General features: G+C 64.5%; 18 protein-coding genes. 3 read left to right on the top strand and 15 right to left on the bottom strand.

What is annotated here, in order from left to right; all coding sequences use genetic code 11:
- Position 1 precedes the first annotated feature (1 nt).
- Positions 2-1,042 (top strand): 4-hydroxy-2-oxovalerate aldolase, encoded by a 1,041-nt coding sequence (dmpG, locus tag CLI93_RS06020; RefSeq protein WP_095542057.1) that lies wholly within the window; start codon positions 2-4, stop codon positions 1,040-1,042.
- A 45-nt stretch (positions 1,043-1,087) separates the two neighbouring features.
- Here dmpG and CLI93_RS06015 read toward each other — a convergent pair whose 3' ends face one another.
- The 9 genes from CLI93_RS06015 to CLI93_RS05975 form a co-directional block, all read right to left on the bottom strand.
- The gene (locus CLI93_RS06015) at positions 1,088-2,107 is read right to left on the bottom strand and encodes an LLM class flavin-dependent oxidoreductase (RefSeq protein WP_095542056.1); all 1,020 of its coding nucleotides are present in this window, start codon (positions 2,105-2,107) and stop codon (positions 1,088-1,090) included.
- Positions 2,108-2,330: 223 nt separating this feature from the next.
- Positions 2,331-3,878 (bottom strand): metalloprotease TldD, encoded by a 1,548-nt coding sequence (gene tldD / locus CLI93_RS06010; protein WP_095542055.1) that lies wholly within the window; start codon positions 3,876-3,878, stop codon positions 2,331-2,333.
- Between the two features lie 222 nt (positions 3,879-4,100).
- Complete coding sequence (rsfS, locus tag CLI93_RS06005; protein ID WP_095542054.1) at positions 4,101-4,835, bottom strand: ribosome silencing factor; 735 nt, start codon at positions 4,833-4,835, stop codon at positions 4,101-4,103.
- A gap of 104 nt (positions 4,836-4,939) precedes the next feature.
- Positions 4,940-5,887: an oxygen-dependent coproporphyrinogen oxidase gene (gene hemF, locus CLI93_RS06000; RefSeq protein ID WP_095542053.1), complete on the bottom strand. Its 948-nt coding sequence runs from the start codon at positions 5,885-5,887 to the stop codon at positions 4,940-4,942.
- 127 nt (positions 5,888-6,014) lie between these two features.
- Positions 6,015-7,268, bottom strand: coding sequence for an ATP-binding protein (locus tag CLI93_RS05995; protein WP_095542052.1), 1,254 nt, complete (start codon positions 7,266-7,268; stop codon positions 6,015-6,017).
- Positions 7,269-7,336: 68 nt separating this feature from the next.
- A complete protein-coding gene (locus CLI93_RS05990; protein ID WP_095542051.1) occupies positions 7,337-8,059 on the bottom strand; it encodes a response regulator in 723 nt (240 codons plus the stop codon).
- A 120-nt stretch (positions 8,060-8,179) separates the two neighbouring features.
- Positions 8,180-8,995 (bottom strand): prolipoprotein diacylglyceryl transferase, encoded by an 816-nt coding sequence (gene lgt, locus CLI93_RS05985; RefSeq protein ID WP_095542050.1) that lies wholly within the window; start codon positions 8,993-8,995, stop codon positions 8,180-8,182.
- Positions 8,996-9,183: 188 nt separating this feature from the next.
- Complete coding sequence (htpX, locus tag CLI93_RS05980; RefSeq protein WP_095542049.1) at positions 9,184-10,044, bottom strand: protease HtpX; 861 nt, start codon at positions 10,042-10,044, stop codon at positions 9,184-9,186.
- A 109-nt stretch (positions 10,045-10,153) separates the two neighbouring features.
- A complete protein-coding gene (locus CLI93_RS05975) occupies positions 10,154-11,125 on the bottom strand; it encodes a DUF3025 domain-containing protein (protein WP_172424244.1) in 972 nt (323 codons plus the stop codon).
- An 88-nt stretch (positions 11,126-11,213) separates the two neighbouring features.
- Between CLI93_RS05975 and CLI93_RS05970 the strand changes: the two genes are divergently transcribed.
- Complete coding sequence (locus tag CLI93_RS05970) at positions 11,214-12,086, top strand: acyl-CoA thioesterase (RefSeq protein ID WP_095542047.1); 873 nt, start codon at positions 11,214-11,216, stop codon at positions 12,084-12,086.
- Positions 12,087-12,191: 105 nt separating this feature from the next.
- On the opposite strand, the gene CLI93_RS05965 is transcribed toward CLI93_RS05970, so the two are convergent.
- The 6 genes from CLI93_RS05965 to CLI93_RS05940 all read right to left on the bottom strand — a co-directional run bounded on the left by CLI93_RS05965 (position 12,192) and on the right by CLI93_RS05940 (position 17,146).
- Positions 12,192-12,554 (bottom strand): roadblock/LC7 domain-containing protein, encoded by a 363-nt coding sequence (locus CLI93_RS05965; RefSeq protein ID WP_275249334.1) that lies wholly within the window; start codon positions 12,552-12,554, stop codon positions 12,192-12,194.
- 138 nt (positions 12,555-12,692) lie between these two features.
- Positions 12,693-13,094, bottom strand: coding sequence for a hypothetical protein (locus CLI93_RS05960; RefSeq protein ID WP_095542046.1), 402 nt, complete (start codon positions 13,092-13,094; stop codon positions 12,693-12,695).
- Positions 13,095-13,198: 104 nt separating this feature from the next.
- Positions 13,199-14,530 (bottom strand): phosphatase domain-containing protein, encoded by a 1,332-nt coding sequence (locus CLI93_RS05955; RefSeq protein WP_095542045.1) that lies wholly within the window; start codon positions 14,528-14,530, stop codon positions 13,199-13,201.
- A gap of 4 nt (positions 14,531-14,534) precedes the next feature.
- Positions 14,535-15,143, bottom strand: coding sequence for a GTP-binding protein (locus tag CLI93_RS05950; protein ID WP_143326360.1), 609 nt, complete (start codon positions 15,141-15,143; stop codon positions 14,535-14,537).
- Positions 15,144-15,208: 65 nt separating this feature from the next.
- Entirely contained in the window at positions 15,209-15,634 is a 426-nt protein-coding gene (locus CLI93_RS05945; RefSeq protein WP_095542044.1) for a hypothetical protein, read from the bottom strand.
- A gap of 390 nt (positions 15,635-16,024) precedes the next feature.
- Positions 16,025-17,146 carry a 3-deoxy-7-phosphoheptulonate synthase gene (locus tag CLI93_RS05940; protein WP_095542164.1) on the bottom strand — a complete coding sequence of 374 codons (1,122 nt, stop codon included), beginning with the start codon at positions 17,144-17,146 and terminating at the stop codon, positions 16,025-16,027.
- A gap of 334 nt (positions 17,147-17,480) precedes the next feature.
- On the opposite strand from CLI93_RS05940, the gene ypfJ reads away from it, so the two are divergent.
- Entirely contained in the window at positions 17,481-18,326 is an 846-nt protein-coding gene (ypfJ, locus tag CLI93_RS05935; RefSeq protein WP_095542043.1) for a KPN_02809 family neutral zinc metallopeptidase, read from the top strand.
- The last annotated feature ends 37 nt before the right edge of the window (positions 18,327-18,363 follow it).

Genomic DNA, 18,363 nt, shown 5'->3' with positions numbered 1-18,363 from the left:
CATGTTCGACACCAAGAAAAAAATCTTTGTCTCCGACGTCACCTTGCGCGATGGCATGCATGCCATCGGTCACCAGTATTCGCTCGATCAAGTCCGCGCCATTGCCCAGGCATTGGATCGCGCCGGGGTGGACAGCATCGAGGTGGCGCACGGCGATGGCCTGCAGGGCTCGAGCTTCAACTACGGCTTTGGCGCACACACGGACTTGCAATGGATTGCCGCCGTGGCCGAGACTGTGCGGCACGCCCGCGTTGCCACTTTGCTGCTGCCGGGCATCGGCACCATCCATGACCTGAAGGCCGCCTACGACGCTGGAGCGCGCACCGTGCGCGTGGCCACCCATTGCACCGAGGCCGATATTTCCAGGCAGCACATCGAGTCGGCCCGCGCCATGGGCATGGATACAGTGGGCTTTCTGATGATGAGCCATATGAACAGCCCTCAGGGCTTGGCCCAGCAGGCCAAGCTGATGGAAAGCTATGGCGCACAGTGCATTTACGTGGTCGACTCCGGTGGCGCCATGAACATGTACGACATTGCCGAGCGCATCAAGGCCCTCAAGGATGTGCTGCAGTCCCAGACCCAGACCGGCATCCATGCCCACCACAACCTCGGCCTGGGCGTGGCCAACAGCATGGTGGCGCTTGAACATGGCTGTGACCGCGTCGATGCCAGCCTGACAGGCATGGGCGCGGGCGCAGGCAATGCACCGCTGGAGGTCTTCATCGCCGCCGTCGATCGCATGGGCCTGAACCATGGCTGTAACGTGCGCGGCCTCATTGATGCCGCCGAGGATCTGGTGCGCCCGCTGCAACGCCGCCCAGTGCGGGTGGACCGCGAAACTCTGGCCCTGGGATATGCCGGCGTGTATTCCAGCTTTCTGCTGCACAGCGAGGCCGCCGCCAAAAAATACGGCCTCAACGCCTTTGACATCCTGGTCGAGCTGGGCCGCCGCGGCATGGTCGGCGGACAGGAGGACATGATTGTCGATGTGGCACTGGATATGCTCAAACGTGGATCGGATGGCGCATCTAAGCCATAGAGCATGGCGACGATTCTGGCCTGTACAAAGACTATGAGTTGAAACCTAAGGCGCTGCGGTGGCTGCGGTCCAGGCGGCAGCGGTGATGTCCAGCGATTGCAGGCGCGCCTCCAGCTCGAAGGTGTCGGTCACCAGCATGAACTCATCGGCCTGCGTGGCTGCGGCCAGGGCCTGCAGGCCCTGCTGCACGGTTTGCGGGCCGCCGATCAGGCCGATGGCCAGAAAGTCGCGGATGGCCTGGCGGGCGCGCTCGTCGAGCTGCGCCATGAAGCCCTGCACGGGCGGCTGCATCAGGCCGCGCTGGTTGGTGAGAATGCCCAGGATGCGCTGATAGGTGCTGCTGGCCAGGTATTCGGCCTGGGCGTCGCTGGCGGCGGCCACCACTGGCACGCCGATCATGGCGTAGGGCCGCTGCAGTGCTGGCGACGGACGGAAGGTACTGCGGTACAGCTGCAGCGCCTGGTGCAGCAGGCGCGGCGCGAAGTGCGAGGCAAAGGCGTAGGGCAGGCCCAGCTGCCCAGCCAGCTGAGCCGAAAACAAGCTGGAGCCCAGCAACCAGATGGGCACATGGCTGCCGGCGCCCGGCGTGGCCACCAGCGCCTGGCCGGGGCGGGGGTCGTCAAGCAGTTGCTGCAACTGCTGCACTTCACGCGGGAAGTCGTCCTCGCTTTCCACGCGGCCACGGCGCAGGGCGCGCATGGTGGGCTGGTCGGTGCCGGGGGCGCGGCCCAGGCCCAGGTCGATGCGCCCTGGGTAGATGGCCTGCAGCGTGCCAAAAGCCTCGGCCACCACCAATGGCGCGTGGTTGGGCAGCATGATGCCGCCGGCCCCAACGCGGATGCGTGTGGTCTGACCGGCGACGTGGCCGATCAGCACCGCCGTGGCCGAGCTGGCGATGCCGGGCATGTTGTGGTGCTCGGCCATCCAGTAGCGCACAAAGCCCAGCCGCTCGACGTGCTGGGCCGTGCGCACGGCGGTGTCGATGGCAGCGGCAATGCTCTGGCCCTGGCGTACGGTGACCAGATCGAGCATGGACAGGCGCGGCATGGGGCTGTGACTTGGCATGGGACCTTTCTGGCTAGGTGCTCTGTTCAGAGGATTAGGGGTTGTTGAGATTGGGTTTGCGAAGCGGTTTTCGAGAAAAAAGTCGCAAATGCAAGGCGAAATCGCATGCAAGGTGAAACACCTAGGCAAATCACCTCGCAAGCGTTTTCAATGCCGCAGCTGCTCGGTTTTGACCGAAAACACCGCCGCAACACTCAATCTCAACAACCCTTTGAACAGGCTCTTACACCGTGCCGCCAACGGTCAGGCCTTCGATGCGGAAGGTGGGCTGGCCCACGCCCACGGGCACGCTCTGGCCTTCCTTGCCGCACACGCCCACGCCGCTATCCAGGCACACGTCGTTGCCGATCATGCTCACGCGCTTGAGGGCTTCAGGGCCATTGCCCACGATGGTGGCGCCCTTGACGGGGTAGAGCAGCTTGCCTTTTTCGACCCACCATGCCTGGCTGGCGCTGAAGACGAATTTGCCCGAGGTGATGTCCACCTGGCCGCCGCCGAAGTTGGTGGCGTACAGGCCGCGTTCGATGCTGGCGATGACTTCGGCGCTGTCGTAGGGGCCGCCGAGCATATAGGTGTTGGTCATGCGCGGCATGGGGATGTGGGCGTAGCTTTCGCGCCGGCCATTGCCAGTGGGCGCAGTCTTCATCAGGCGCGCGTTCATGGCGTCTTGCAGGTAGCCCACCAGGATGCCGTCCTCAATCAGCACGTTGCGCTGCGTGGCATGGCCTTCGTCGTCGATGTTGAGCGAGCCACGGCGCTGGGCGATGGTGCCGTCGTCCAGCACGGTCACGCCCTTGGCCGCCACGCGCTGGCCGATGCGGCCGCTGAAGGCGCTGGAGCCCTTGCGGTTGAAGTCGCCCTCCAGCCCGTGGCCCACGGCCTCGTGCAGCAGCACGCCGGGCCAGCCCGGGCCGAGCACCACGGTCATCTCGCCTGCAGGCGCAGGGCGGGCCTGCAGGTTGATCAGCGCGGCATCGACGGCCTTGTCCACATACTCTTGCACCAATTCGGTATCGAAATGCGCCAGGCCAAATCGACCGCCGCCGCCAGCCGTGCCGACCTCGCGGCGCTGTCCCTGCTGGGCGATGACAGTGACCGACAACCGCACCAGTGGCCGCACGTCGGCCGCCAGCGTACCGTCGGCGCGGGCGATGAGCACCACGTCCCATTCGCTGGCCAGCCCGGCCATGACTTGCACGATGCGCGGATCGCGCGCACGCGCCAATTGCTCGACCTGGCCCAGCAGCGCCACCTTTTGCTCACTGCCCAGCGTGCCGATCGGATCGAGCGCCGGGTATAGCGCACGGCTGGGTGCGATGCGGCGCGCGCCCACGCGCGCGCGGGCGCCGCTGGCGCGACCGGCGCCGATGGCGCGCACCGTGGCGGCGGCGTCCATCAGCGCTGCGGGCGAGAGATCGTCGGAGTAGGCAAACGCGGTTTTTTCGCCAGAGACGGCGCGCACGCCCACGCCCTGGTCGATGCTGAAGGAGCCGGTTTTGACGATGCCTTCCTCCAGGCTCCAGCCCTCGTGGCGGGTGTACTGGAAGTACAGGTCGGCATCGTCCACCTGGCGCTGGCGGATGTGCGCCAGCGCTTCATGCAGATGGCGCTCCTGCAAGCCGTAGGGCTCCAGCAGCCATTGCTGCGCCAGCGCCAGGCGCTCTTCGGTGCAGGTCGGCTCGGGCAGGCCAGCCTGTGCAAATGGATTGGCCGCTGGGGCGGCAGGCGCGCTGGCGGCGCGCAGCGCAGGGAAGGCGGGTACAGAGTTCATGGCGCCAGATTGTAGGAGGGCTGGCGCGCCGCTGCCGAGCCCCTGGCGCCCAGAGCCTGTTCAAAATCTCGGTGCGAGTGGGCAGGAAACGGTTTGGGATGGGCAGCAAGGCGCAAAACGCAGCCATAGCCGAAGCCATGGCGAGGCTTTGTAACTCAGCAGACCGCCCAAATCCGCTTCGTGCACACCGTGCAGAGATTTTGAACAGCAGGTTCTCAGGGCTTATGCCCCAGCCTTGCGGGCAGCGGTTTTTTTCGCTGCGGCAGCGGGGCTTTTCTTGGCTGCGGCCTTGGTGGTCTTGACAGTGAGCTTTTTCACCGGAGCCTTGGCAGCGGGGGTTTTGGCCGCCGTCTTGGCAGGGGTTTTCACTGCGGTTTTTGCCGCAGTTTTGGCGGGCACCTTGGCTGCGCTTTTCGCAGTGGTTTTTGCCGTGGTCTTTGCTGCAGTTTTTGCGGCGGTCTTGGCGGTGGTCTTTGCAGCCGTTTTTTTCACTGCGGCCTTCTTGGCGGCGGTCGGGCGCTTGGCCGGGGCCTTGGCATCGGCTGCGTCTGCATCCTCGGCGGCAGTGGCGGCGGGCTGGGTCTTGGGCTTGGCCTTTTTGACCGGCTTGTCGCCCCAGATTTCTTCCAGGCGGTAGTACTGCCGGATGGCTGGCTGCATGATGTGCGCAACGATGCTGCCGCAATCGACGATGACCCATTCGCCGTTGTCCTCGCCCTCGACGCGCGGCTTGTCGAAGCCGGCTTCGCGCACTTTGTCGCGCACGCTGGCCGCCAGCGCCTTAGTCTGGCGTGAGGAGGTGGCGGTGGCGACGATGACGCGCTCGAACAGGGGCGAGAGGTGCGCCGTGTCGAACACCTGGATGTCCTGCGCCTTGATGTCTTCCAGGCCATCGACGATGGCGGCCTGCAGCTTGCTCAGGTGGCGTTTGGCGGTGGTCTCACTGAGGATTTTCATGCGGTGTGTGGTGTGCGAATCAATGCGGTCAAGGGCCCCTGGGCAAAGCCTGGCGCGCCAGTGTAACGCAGCCCCCTTTGCTGCGTCTGTTCCGGGGCGGGCGTTCAGCCCTGCCCCAGCCAGTCGCGGCGCACGAGGAATTTCTGCGTCAGCTCGGCCTCGGGCGAGCCGGGCTCGAAGCGCTGCTGATAGGCCCAGCTGGCCAGTGGCGGCATGGACAGCAAAATGGATTCGGTGCGCCCGCCCGATTGCAGGCCGAAGTGTGTGCCTCGGTCGAAGACCAGGTTGAACTCCACATAGCGCCCGCGGCGGTAGAGCTGGAAGGCGCGCTCGCGCTCGCCCCAGGGCTGGTGCATGCGCCGCTCGACGATGGGCAGGTAGGCCTGCAGAAAGTGCTCGCCCACGGACTGCATCAGTGCAAAGCCGCCTTCAAAGCCCAGCTCGGACAGATCGTCGTAGAAGATGCCGCCGATGCCACGCTGCTCGCCACGGTGCTTGAGGTAGAAGTACTCGTCGCACCAGGTTTTGAAGCGCGGGTATTTGTCTGCGCCAAAGGGCGCAAGGCTGGCCTGGCAAACACGGTGGAAGTGCTGCGCGTCCTCCTCATAGGCGTAATAGGGCGTCAGATCCATGCCACCGCCAAACCAGCTCACCGCCTGGCCCTGCGCTGGCTGGGCAGAGAGCATGCGCACATTCATGTGTACCGTGGGCACATAGGGGTTGCGAGGGTGGAACACCAGCGACACGCCCAACGCCTCGAAAGGGGCGCCGGCCAGCTCGGGGCGCTTTTGCGTGGCAGATGGCGGCAGCGCCGCGCCGCGCACGTGCGAGAAGCCGCAGCCGGCGCGCTCGAACACCTGGCCGCCTTCGATGATGCAGGTGATGCCATCGCCTTGCAGCGGCTCATCGGCCGATTTCTGCCAGGGCTCGCGCACGAACTGCACGCCGCTGCCGGCCTGGTCTTCGATGTGCTGCAAGGCATCGACGATGGTTTTCTGCAAGGCGATCAGCCACGGCCGCACTTGCTGGGCCGAGGCGTTGGTGTGGGACATGGATGAAGACTCCTGAAGGCGGGCCACGCAAGGCAGCGATGGCATGCGCACCCGGCGAAAAAACGAAGCGCGCATTATCTTCAGCAGGCTGCGACCGTGGCCTGAACCCGAGCAAATCGCCCTGGGTTCACTTCAGCCCAACGCCTGCGGCTGGGGCGGCGGGCTGGGCCATGCGCGGCAGGGTGAGCGTGAAGCTGCTGCCGCCGCCTGCGCGCGGTGCGCAGCGCACGCTGCCGCCGTGGCGCTGCGCAATGGTTTTGACCAGCGCCAGGCCCAGGCCCACGCCGCCACTGCGTTCGCTGGCGCCGGGGGCGCGGTAGAAGGGCTCGAAGATGCGCTCGCGCAGCGCCTCGGGCACGCCTGGGCCGCGGTCGTGCACGTGGATGGCGATGTGCGCGCCTTGGTCCTGCAGCACCAGCTCGATCGCTCCCTGGCTGTAGCGACGCGCGTTTTCCAGCAGATTGCGCAACGCACGCCGCAGCAGTTTGGCGTCGCCCAGGATGTCCATGGCTGGCGCCGCGCCGCCGGTGTCGATGTCCATCTCCGCGCCAATGCGGGCGCTTTCCTCAGCGGCCAGGCCGATGAGATCCACCGTTTCGAGCGCCAGCGCCGAGTCTTCGGCCAGATCCAGATGGCTGGCCAGCAGGATTTCGTCGATGAGCTGATCCAGCTCGGCGATGTTGCGCTGGATTTCCTGGCGCGCCGCACCCGAGGGCGGGCCGTGCTCGGCCAGCTCCAGGCCCATGCGGATGCGCGCCAGCGGCGAGCGCAGCTCGTGCGAGGCATTGGCCAGCAGCGCCTTGTGCGATCGCACCAGGGTCTGGATGCGCGCGGCGGCGGCGTTGAACTGGCCGGCCAGTTCGGCCACCTCATCCTGGCCATCGACGGGGATGCGCACGCTGAGGTCGCCCTCGCCGAATTTCTGCACGCCCAGGCGCAAGTTCTCCAGGCGCTTCATCAGGTGGCGAATGATGGGGAACACGCCGATGATCACCGACAGGCCCACCAGGCCCAGCAGCCACAGGTAGCCAAAGGGCGGCAGCGCCCAGAAGGACCAGCCGTTTTGCGGCGGGCGCGGCGGGCGGTCGTTGCGCGGCGCGAAACTGGCAATGTATTCACGCCCTTGCTCTGTGGTGATGCCGAGCTTGAAGCCCGGCTCGTCACTGGGGATGAAGACCGAAACGCCACGGATGGGCGGCTCGCTGCGATCCACGCGGCTGATCACCACTTCGCGCGGCACGATCACGCGCGCCTGTTCGCGGCGCTCCTCAGCCACGCGCCAACCCCAGCCCACGGCCAGCATGAGCACGGCCACGCAGCCGACCACGGCCAGCCAGATGCGCAGATACATGCGCTGGGAAAAGGGGTTGCGAAGCGCCATGGGATAGTGCAAAAACCTGTGCTGGATAACGGAGGCACCGGCCGCGACGGCCAGTGATGCGCGGCAGCTCAGTCCTGCTGCTTGGCGAACACGTAGCCTACGCCGCGCACGGTGAGAATGCGCCGCGGGTTCTTCAGGTCGCTCTCGATCGCGGCGCGAATGCGGCCGATGTGCACGTCGATGGAACGGTCGAAGGCTTCGAGCTCGCGGCCGCGCACGGCCTCCATGATTTGATCGCGCGTGAGCACGCGCCCGGCGCGCTCGGCCAGCGTCACCAGCAGGTCGAACTGGTAGGAGGTCAGCTCCACGGGCTGCGCGGCAATCGTCACCGTGCGCGCGCTGCGGTCGATCTCCAACGAGCCAAAGCGCATGGTCTCAGGCACAGTCTGCTGCACAGTGCCAGCCTGGCGGCGGCGCAGCAAGGCGCGGATGCGCGCCAGCAGCTCGCGCGGCTCAAAGGGCTTGGGCAGGTAATCGTCGGCGCCAATCTCCAGGCCGATGACGCGATCCATGGGGTCGCCCTTGGCCGTGAGCATCAGCACGGGCAGCTGCGCGGCCGCGCCAGGCAAGGCGCGCAGCCTGCGGCAAACCTCCAGCCCGTCCATGTCAGGCAACATCAAGTCCAGAACCACCAGCTCGGGCGCTGGCCCCGTGCCGCGCCCCTGCAGGGCGGCCAGGCCGGTGTGGGCATCGGGCGCGTGCTCGACACGGTAGCCCGATTGGGCCAAATACTCCGACACCATGGCCGCCAGGCGCGCATCGTCTTCGATCATCAAAACAGGGGTGGTCATGGCAGGTGATCTTGCAGTCAGTGGACGGTGACACAGCCAGGCACTATCGCCCGGCTTGCCGCGCAGCGTTTGTCCTGCGGGTAAAGGCCGCGTAAAGCCGGCCAGAGCCAGAGCGCGCCCTCAGTGCGCCTGCGCACGCCGCCCGGCCCAGATCCACACGCCCGCACCGGCGGCAATCATCGGCACGCACAGCCATTGGCCCATGCTCATGCCCAGCGGCAGCAGGCCCAGGAAGGCATCGGGCTCGCGGAAGAACTCGGCCACGAAGCGCAAGCTGCCATAGCCCATCAGGAACAGCGCCGCCACCCGGCCCTGGGCATGCTCCTTGCGGGCGAACAGCCACAGAATCACGAACAGCAACACCCCTTCGAGCAGGAACTGGTACAGCTGCGAGGGATGGCGCGGCTGCATGCTGCCGCTGTGCGGAAACACCATGCCCCAGGGCAGATCGGGCGAGGCCAGCCGCCCCCAGAGTTCGCCATTGATGAAATTGCCGATGCGCCCAGCGGCAAAGCCCAACGGCACGCAGGGCGCAACGAAATCGGCCACCTGCCAGAACGGCCGCTGGCGCGTCACGGCAAACCACACCATGGCCACGATAGAGCCCAGCAGCGCGCCGTGAAAGGCCATACCGCCCTTGTTGATCAGCGGGATCTCCAGCGGGTGGGCCAGGTAATAGCCCGGCTTGTAGAACAGCACGTAGCCCAAGCGGCCGCCGATGATGATGCACAGCACGCCGATGAAGAGCAAATCCTCCACATCGCGCACCTGCCACTGGCCCTGCTGCACCAGCTGCGCATACGGCGGGTGCCGCAGCCGCAGGCGGCCCAGCACGACAAACAGCACAAAGCCCACCAGATAAGTCAGCCCGTACCAGTGCACGGACAGGGGCCCGATGGAAAACGCAACAGGGTCGATGTTTGGATAGGTCAGCATGGCGTAGCGCAATCAGTGCGCGCCGCAGGGGCGGCGCAGCACGCATCCTAAAGGAAGGCCGGCACGCCCAGCGCCAAACAGCACAAGGCCCGCTGGCCCAATGCACGTGGCTGGGGCAGCGGGCCTTGTTGGTCAGGGGCTACCAGCGCCGAACGACTCGGCGGCCCCATGAAGGCATCACTGAAGCATCACTGGAGTTTTTGCAGCGCCATGATGCGCTCTTCCAGCGGCGGGTGCGAGCTGAACAGCTTGCCCATGGCGCCAGAGATGCCCATCGACGCCAACCCCTTGGGCAAATCCTGCGTGTTGATATTGCTCAGCCGCGCCAGCGCGCGCTGCATTGACACCGGCTGGCCCATCATTTGCGCCGCGCCCGCGTCGGCGCGGAACTCACGCCGGCGACTGAACCAGGCCACGATGATCGCCGCCAGCACGCCCAGCAGCGCATCCATGACGAACACCGTCAGGTAGTAGCCCGGCCCCATGCCTGCCTGGCCGCCGCGCTCATTGCCGCGCTGCAAAAAGGCATCGACCAGCGCGCCCACCACCCGCGAGATGTAGATCACAAAGGTGTTCATCACGCCCTGGATCAGCGCCATCGTCACCATGTCGCCATTGGCCACGTGGGCCACCTCATGGCCGATGACGGCTTCGACCTCCTCGTGCGTCATGCTTTGCAGCAACCCGGTGGAGACGGCCACCAACGCCGCATCGCGGCGCGCGCCCGTGGCAAAGGCATTGGCGGGCCCATCGTAAATGCCCACGTCCGGCATTTGAATGCCAGCCTTATCGGCAAAGCGGCGCACGGTCTCGACGATCCAGGCCTCATCACGGTTGCTGGGCTCATTGATCAGGCGCACGCCCATGCCGCGAATGGCCATGGTCTTGGACAGCATCAGCGAGATCAACGAGCCGCCAAAGCCCATGACCAGGGCCATGACCAACAGGCCAGCCTGGCTGCCACGATCCAGCCCGAGCAGGCTGGTCACCACCCCGAGCACCAGCACGACGGCCAGGTTGGTGGCAACAAAAAGAAGAATGCGTTGCATGGTGGGGAACCTCCTTGGTCAAAATGGCCACGGCGCCTGCGCGCCATGCGAACACTGGCAGATGGTGGCCTGCCAGCGGTTTTCAAGTAGGCCCAGGATCACCGTCTGGTCACCACCTGGGCGGGCGGAAGACCTGGGGATCTTCATAGAAGGCGCGCTGGGCGTTGGCGGGCCACCAGCCGGGCAGGCCCAGCACAGGCAGCGGCGTCAGCGGCTTGTGCGCCAGGGCCTCGGGTTGCAGGGCCTCGCTCAGGGCCTGGTCCCAGGCGGCCAGCAAGGGGGCTGGGCATTGGGGCAGCGCGCAGGCTGCGGGCTCGGGGGCGGCTTGGACAGCCTGGCCGGGCGCCATGGCCGGGCCCAGCGCGGCCTGCCATGCGGCAGCCAGCGGCGCGTTGCTGGCCAGTGGCAATGTCAGCACATGGGCGCACAGGGGCTTGCGCGGGGTGCACAGTTGCTCCAGCAGCGCGTGGCCAAAGAGCACAACAAAGGCCTGCCGCCACAGCGGGCGCAGGGTCCAGAACAGGGCCTGCCAATCGCGCGCCAACAGGGTTTGCCACAGCCTCTCGGGGGCCAGCAGCAGCGCGCCGTTTTCGTCGAACAGGGTGCAGGCATCGCGCACCGGTCCGCGCCGGCCCTGGATGCCGTGCTGGCGGATTTGCTCGGCCTGAATGGCATTCAGGCGCGCCTTGCTGCGCGGAAAGTGCAGCCAAATCAACCCATTGAAGAAGTCGTGCGCGTGGTCGCGCGTGGGCACGGCCCAGTGGGCGTGAATAAAGGCTTCGTAGCTGGCGCCCACTGGCAATTGCTGCTGCGCGACGAAGCGCGGCGCACCGTGGCGACCAGGCACAAGGCCCACACCATCGCCCGCGCCCGATGCGGTGTTCGCGAGTTCGGGATGCGCCACTCGATCAAGGGCCTGGTGCACCGGCAGGCCTTGCGCAAGCACGGCCTGGGCCAATGGCACGCCATAGGGTTGGGCGAAGGGGGCAAACCAGGGCTGGGCCCAATCCAGCCGCTGCAGCAGGGCGCAGCCGGGCCGCTCTGGCAAGGCGTGGCTTTGTGCGGGCGTTTCATTCGACATGGGCGACATTGTCGCTGCCCGCGCGAGGCGGGCTTTCTGGATAATGCGCCTGCGGGTGCGTTGGCGCGCCCTCTCACAGTTTTCCCCCATGGCTTCCGACATTGACACCACACCCCCCAACGATGCCCAGCGGCGCCAGGCATTGGCGCAGTTGATTGCGCAATTGCAGCTTGAACAGCTGGAAAAGCGCTTGTTTCGCGGCCTGAGCAACGACATTGGCGCGCCAGCCGTGTTTGGCGGCCAGGTGCTGGGCCAGGCGCTGATGGCGGCAGCGCGCACGGTGCAAACGCACCGGCTGCATTCGCTGCATGGCTACTTCTTGTTGCCCGGCGATAAGCAGGCGCCCATCGTCTATGAGGTCGATCCGGTGCGTGATGGCCAGGGCTTTACTTCGCGCCGGGTAGTGGGCGTGCAGCACGGGCGCGCCATCTTCCACATGTCGGCCTCGTTTCAGCGCGAGGAGCCCGGCGCCGATCACCAAAGCCCCATGCCAGCTGCGCCTGCGCCACAGGAGACGCGCCCGCACCATCCACCAGTCAGTGTGCTGGAGCGGCCGTTCGAGATTCGCTTTGTCGATCCGCGCACGACCAAGGCGCATGGACCGCTGCCGCCGACTAACCAAGTCTGGCTGCGTACCTGTGCGCCCGTGCCAGACGATCCGTTGATCCATCAAGCGCTGCTGGCCTATATCTCGGATTTCAGCTTACTGGGCGTGGCGCTGCGCCCGCATGGCCTGCACTTTGGCATGCCCGGGCTCAAGACCGTGAGCCTGGATCACGCCATGTGGTTTCATCGCCCATTCCGCTGCGACGAGTGGCTGCTCTATGACATGGATTCGCCTTCGGCCAGCGGCGCACGCGGCTTTGCGCGTGGCGCGCTGTACAACCAGCAGGGACAGTTGGTGGCCTCAGTAGCCCAGGAAGGCCTGATGCGCTATCGGCCACCGACAGCGCAGCAGTGATGGATGGCGGGCAACCGACCTGCCAGATGCAGATACAGATCCACTGCAAAAAACACAACGGCCCGCAGATGCGGGCCGTATGCATTGACAGAGCGCACAACGCCCTCAGCCGCCCAGCTCCGCCAGGCGCATGGCGGCCTTACGGGCATCGAGCAGGATGCGGCCCAGGTTGGCACTGCTCTCGGCCGAGAGCGTCAGCGCACGGCCCGTGCCAGCCTCGATCAGCAGCATGATGCCGCTGCTGCCGCCCAGGATGATCTGCTTGAGATCGCCCACGTCGATTTCCTTGGTGGCGCGCCGCGACAGGGCCAGCAACGAGGCGCACATGGCGCCGATGCGGTCGGCATTGACGTTGGCCTCGGTGGCTGCGGCCAGCACGAAACCGTCAAATGACACCCACGCCGTCAACTCTATTTGCGCCGAACCTGCACGAAGCTCGCGCAAGATGCTTCGCGCCTGCGATTGCATTACTGGTGACAGCATGGTGAGAAAAACGAAGTAACCGCAAACGGCCAGGACCATCGAATTTCATGGTCTCAGCAGAGCCCGACCAACAGCCGCTGAAACCAGCGCACGCCGCATGCGGCGCGCGAAACTGGGCTTTGCTTACAGAGAAGACTCGATCAAGGGCATCGCCATGCGGGCCTTGGTCAGCACCATACCCAGGTTGGCGCCCTTGCGGCACACGAAGGTGGCCACTTGGGATTGATTCTTGCCGCGAATGAAGACATGCAGCAGGTTGTCGCTATTGACGATGATTTCCTGGAAGTAGTGACGGCCATCTTCCTGCACGCCACGCACGCGGCGGAAGATCTTTTCGATCGCCTGCACGTTGGGGCCTTGGAACAGGTCGGACGTGGCGGCGGCGAGCAGATCGATCACTTCCTGGGCGTGGGAATCAACGGTCTTGATCGCCAACAGCATGCCGGAATCCAAATCCACATAGCCTGCAGCTACGCAATCGGGGATGGAGGTGACGGCTTTTTCAAGGCTGGAATCCAAGGACATCGTAGGGACCTTTCACGATCAAGTAAGAATAAATATTGTTACATCAGTAACGCGTTCGAACGAAGCCGCGATTGTAAGGAAATTCTGTTTGGCGCGCAGCGTTTTTATGTAAACGTCACGTTTCTGCGAATGAATTGCTCGAACGCAGACAGAAACACTTCCTGCGAGGCCGATTGGATCCAGCCTGGATCAATGCGCCGCATGGCCTTGACCGAATCCTCACCGCTCCACTGTCCTTTGGCACGCCACATCAGGTACAGCGCCAGCACCGTGCCCGTGCGCCCCTGGCCGGCCTTGCAGTGCACAGCCACGCAGCGGCCCTGAGCCATTTGCTTGTCCAGCAGCGCACACAGGTCCACGGCCTGCGCCAGGGTCGGCGGGGTCATATCCGGGATGGGCATGAACAAACAGTCGATGCCAAACTCTGCAGCCAGCTCCCGGTCAAAGGGGGTTTCAGTCAGATTCAGCAATGTGTTGATGCCTGCGCCTTGCAGGCCGGCCAGATCCTGACGCGCCTCACGCAGCAGGCCGGGGATGGACACGCCGGCGAGGCGGTCGGGCACCACCCAGCGGAACCTGGCCGGCAGCAAGGGGTTGATCTTGCCGTTGCGCGGCACGCGGCCTGCGCTGAGGGTTTCGATGGTTTCCTCAATCAGGCAGGCCGTCAGTGCGGATTCGCCATCGCCGCTCTCACTGCGCTCGGGCAGCGTGCCATTGGCCAGGTAGTGCTGCCCTGCTGCCGTACGTGGCTCAGCGAAGAATTGCCCGGCAGGCCCTGCTTCCACGACTCGGCCATTGCCCAGCAGCACCACATGCTGCGCCAGCGCCCTGGCCTGTTGCACGTGGTGGGTGATGATGACAATGGCGCGCGTTTGCGCCAAACGCTCGATGAGCGCCACAACACGCGCCGCATCGGCATCTGCCAGGCCAGCGGTAGGCTCGTCGAGCATGAGCAAGTCCGGCGCGCGCTGGGCCGCGCGCAAAATACAAAACAGCGCCCATTCCACGTCGCTGAGATCGGCCACGTTGGCAAACAGCCGAGTCAGCAAATCGCCTTCCTGTAGCTGCGCGAACAGCTCGCGCAGCGCTTGCATGACGCTGGCGGCGCTCTGGGCCTGGCCTTCGACGAAGAATTGCAGCCCCGTCATGCCCGCAGGGCGCTGGGCTTTTTGCTGCACGCGCATGCGCTGCAGGGGCGCGTGCGAGACATTGCCCTGCTGGTAACTGGCGCGCCAGTTGTCCTGCTGCAACTGATGCTCCTGCGTTTGACTGAAGGCGTCAATGCAGCGCATCAAGGTGGATTTGCCCGTGCCCGATGGGCCCAGCAAGGCCGTGCAACCGCGCACTGGCAGCGTGACATCGATGCCGTGCAGCACCTGTTTATCGCCATACCAGGCATCCAGGCCCGTCAATTGCATCAATACCGTGGCGGCCATGGCCTCATGTCCTCACTTGCAAAGTGCTCATGCGCTCATGCAGAACGGATTCGGGATAGGCGTGGAACGACTCCAGCAGCGCCGCCATGACCACCATCAGCAGGGCCACATCGCGCTGCTCTCGCGCATCGCACCACATGACGGGGGGCTGGCAAATGCTGCAGGTGCAGCTATTGCGCTGGCTGAAAAAGCGCCGATACTCGTCCAGATTACGGCGCTCATCGGCCTCGGCATGGGTCACGGCAACGATCAGCGGCGCATCGCCATGGGGCTTTTGCGCGCGGATGGCATCCAGGTAGGTGGTCAAGTCATCAAAACGCTCTGCCCGGGTATGGTCCACGAACAACACCGCGCCCTTGGCCTGCTCCAGCAGGATTTCCCACATGAAGTCAAAGCGGTCCTGGCCCGGCGCGCCGTACAGGCGCAGGCGGTCACCGCTGCCCAACTCCATAACCCCCATGTCCATGGCCACGGTGGTCGTGTCCTTCAGGGCCAGGGTATCCTCATCAGTGGGTTTGACATCGGTGTCCACCACTTCAATGTCGCTGATGGCGCGAATGGCCGTCGTCTTGCCCGAGCCCACCGAACCCAATACCGCAATATTCCAATCCATAGTTTTTCATCCAAAGCGCGAATGGCGCCATGCTCGCCCTGCCATCGGCCGCAGGGCGGTGGGCATCAAGACAAGAGTTTTTTCCACAGCCGCTTGAGAAAGGAGCCCGCCGGTGTTGGCATGGCCGCAGGCGCAGCGTCTTCTTGCACCACTGCCGCGTCGGGCGGGACATCTGCAGCATCAGAGAGGATTTCGCCCACGGTCTGAATCTGAGCCTTCAATGCATCGCGCCCGGTCTGGAACACATCCACGCAGCCCGACTCCTGCAACTGGCGCAGCACCTTCTCCACTTTATGGCTGGGCATGTCTACCGAGCGATGCACCAAAAACCCTACAGTTGGCTTGCGCGCCAGCAGCGCGCAAATGCGCGCGATGTCGCCTACGCGAACCAAATCGTATTCCTTGGAAAAATCAGGCCACTGCTTGAGGTACAACAGCTTGGAGCGGATGTCCTCTTGCGTTTCATGGCTTGAAGGGTTTGGACTTGTCATGTCATTGAACTATTGATCGAAAGCTGGCTTTGGGCACACCGGGAAACTCTTTGCGCCACAACGGTCTGCGCGCCTTTGGTATGGCGCACTTCGACCATCAAAGCCCCGGCTGCGCGAGCATACAGCCGCGACGCGTCAATCAAGCACCGATGTGCCCCCAGGCAATCCCCAATGGCAACAAGCCACTGGCGCTCACAGGTGTAAACCCATTCAACGCCAGCAGCCTATTGTGCTGTGCAGCATTTTCCAAACTCGTCATTATCGCCCTGTTTTCAGGCCTGAAAACCATCGTCCGCGCCATACGGCCCGCATGGCAGCAAAAGCCCGGCCGCCTGAGGCGCCCAATCCAGGCGCCTGCAAGCAACCGTACGGAGGGATTTGAGCAGGCTCTCAACTTTTGCGGCGCTGCTGCACCGCATCGGCCAGGCGCTGCAGGATTTGCGTGGATTCATCCCAACCCACGCAGGCATCGGTGATGCTCTTGCCATACTCCAGCTGTTGCGGATCATCTACGCCGGGGGTGAATTTCTGCGCACCGGGCTGCAGGTTGCTCTCGATCATCACACCAAAAATGGCCCGCGAGCCACTGGCAATCTGTTGGGCGATGTCACTGGCCACTGTCATTTGCAGCTCGTGCTTCTTGCTGCTGTTGGCGTGCGAGCAGTCCACCATCAGCGATGGCGGCAGATTGGCCTTCTCCAGATCGGCGCAGGCCGCCTGCACGTCTTGCGCCTGGTAGTTGGGCTTCTTGCCGCCGCGCAAAATGACATGGCAATCGTCATTGCCCTCGGTGGTGACGATTGCCACCTGGCCAGTCTTGTGCACCGAGAGGAAATGGTGCGGGCGGCTGGCAGACATGATGGCGTCCGTGGCAATGCGGATGTTGCCGTCGGTGCCGTTCTTGAAGCCAATGGGCGCAGACAGGCCGCTGGCCAGTTCGCGGTGTACCTGGCTTTCGGTGGTGCGCGCGCCGATGGCGCCCCAGGCAATCAGATCGCCGATGTACTGCGGGGAAATCACGTCCAGGAACTCACTGCCTGCGGGCAGGCCAATGCGGTTGATGTCGATCAGCAACTGGCGCGCAATGCGCAGCCCTTCATCAATGCGGTAGCTCTGATCCATGTAGGGGTCATTGATCAGGCCCTTCCAGCCCACCGTGGTGCGCGGCTTCTCGAAATACACGCGCATGACGATCTCCAGACGATCGTGCAGCTGCTCGCGCAGCGGCTTGAGGCGCCGTGCGTATTCAAGGGCTGCCTCCGGGTCGTGAATGCTGCACGGGCCGATGACCACCAGCAGGCGATCGTCCTTGCCGTGCATGATGTGGCGGATGCGCTGGCGCGTCTGCAGCACCTGACGCTCCACCGGGCTGCCCTGAATGGGGAAGAAACGAATCAAATGCTCTGGTGGCGGCAACACTGTGATTTCCCGAATGCGCTGGTTGTCTGTCTGACTGGTTTTCTCGACAGCGCCTGGCCAAGCTGCGGTGCCTTGTGTTGCGATAGCGTTCATGGGAGCCCCCGTAATGGTCGGATAGTCAAAAAAGAAAAAGAACAGCAAGAGAAAAACGCACAACGCCATGCCAGAAAAAAACCGCCGGAGCTGCTGGGCTGCGGCGGTTTTCAGAGCTTGGGCGCTTTACAGGTTTGCGACTGGGCCTCTCATCCGCCTTGGACAGAGAAATAAAAGCCAAAAAATGCAAACCAAGTGGTGTATGCCATAGCGGCGCAATGTAGCACAGATTTCCAGGCCAACCCGGCGGGGTCAAGGATTTGCCTGAGGCAGGCTTTGCCGCCAGCGCTACACTTGCCCGCCATATTTTGACTGCACTTGGAGTACACAGACCATGCGTTGGGAAGGCAATCGGCAATCGCGCAACGTGGAAGATCGGCGCGGCGCAGGCGGACGGCGCGGCGGCCTCAATCTGGGCATCGGCTCGATCATCGTCGCCGTCGTCGCCGGCTGGATTTTTGGCGTCAACCCTTTGACGATCCTGGGCCTGATGCAGGGCCTGCCCAGCCCACAGGTGCAGCAAGCGCCCGCACCCGCGCCAGGGCCAGACGACCGCTCCAGCCAGTTTGCCAAGGTCGTGCTGGCCGACACCGAGGACGTCTGGAACAGCATTTACCGCAATTATCAGGAGCCGCGCATGGTGCTGTTTCGCGGCGCCACGCCCACCAGCTGTGGCATGGGCCAATCGGCCACAGGGCCGTTTTATTGCCCGGCCGATCAGACCATCTACCTGGATTTGAGCTTCTTTGACGAGCTCAAGCATCGCCTGGGTGCACCGGGCGAGTTTGCCCAGGCCTACGTGATTGCGCACGAAGTCGGCCACCACCTGCAGCGCCTGCAAGGCACGACGCACAAGCTCGAACGGCTGCGCGGCCAGATCAGCCAGGCTGAGTACAACCAATTGAGCGTACGCCTGGAGCTGCAGGCCGACTGCTATGCCGGCGTCTGGGGCCACCATGCCGACCGCCAACGCCAGATCCTGGAAAATGGCGACATCGAGGCCGCCATGAACGCCGCCGCGCGCATTGGCGATGATGCGCTGCAGCGCGGCGCTGGCCGCGTCGTGCGGCCCGAGAGCTTTACCCACGGCAGCAGCGCGCAGCGCCAGCGCTGGTTCCATATCGGCCTGAAGACGGGCGACCCCAACGCCTGCGACACTTTCAACGCCCAGCAGCTGTAACCCCAGCCCACCTTGTGTGGAGAGAGCGAGCTTTCGC

The organism is Vandammella animalimorsus (assembly GCF_002288875.1).
Classification (GTDB): Bacteria; Pseudomonadota; Gammaproteobacteria; order Burkholderiales; family Burkholderiaceae_C; genus Lampropedia; species Lampropedia animalimorsus.
The sequence above is the reverse complement of the archived record's forward strand: the minus strand, read 5'-3'. Positions and strand labels throughout refer to the sequence as shown.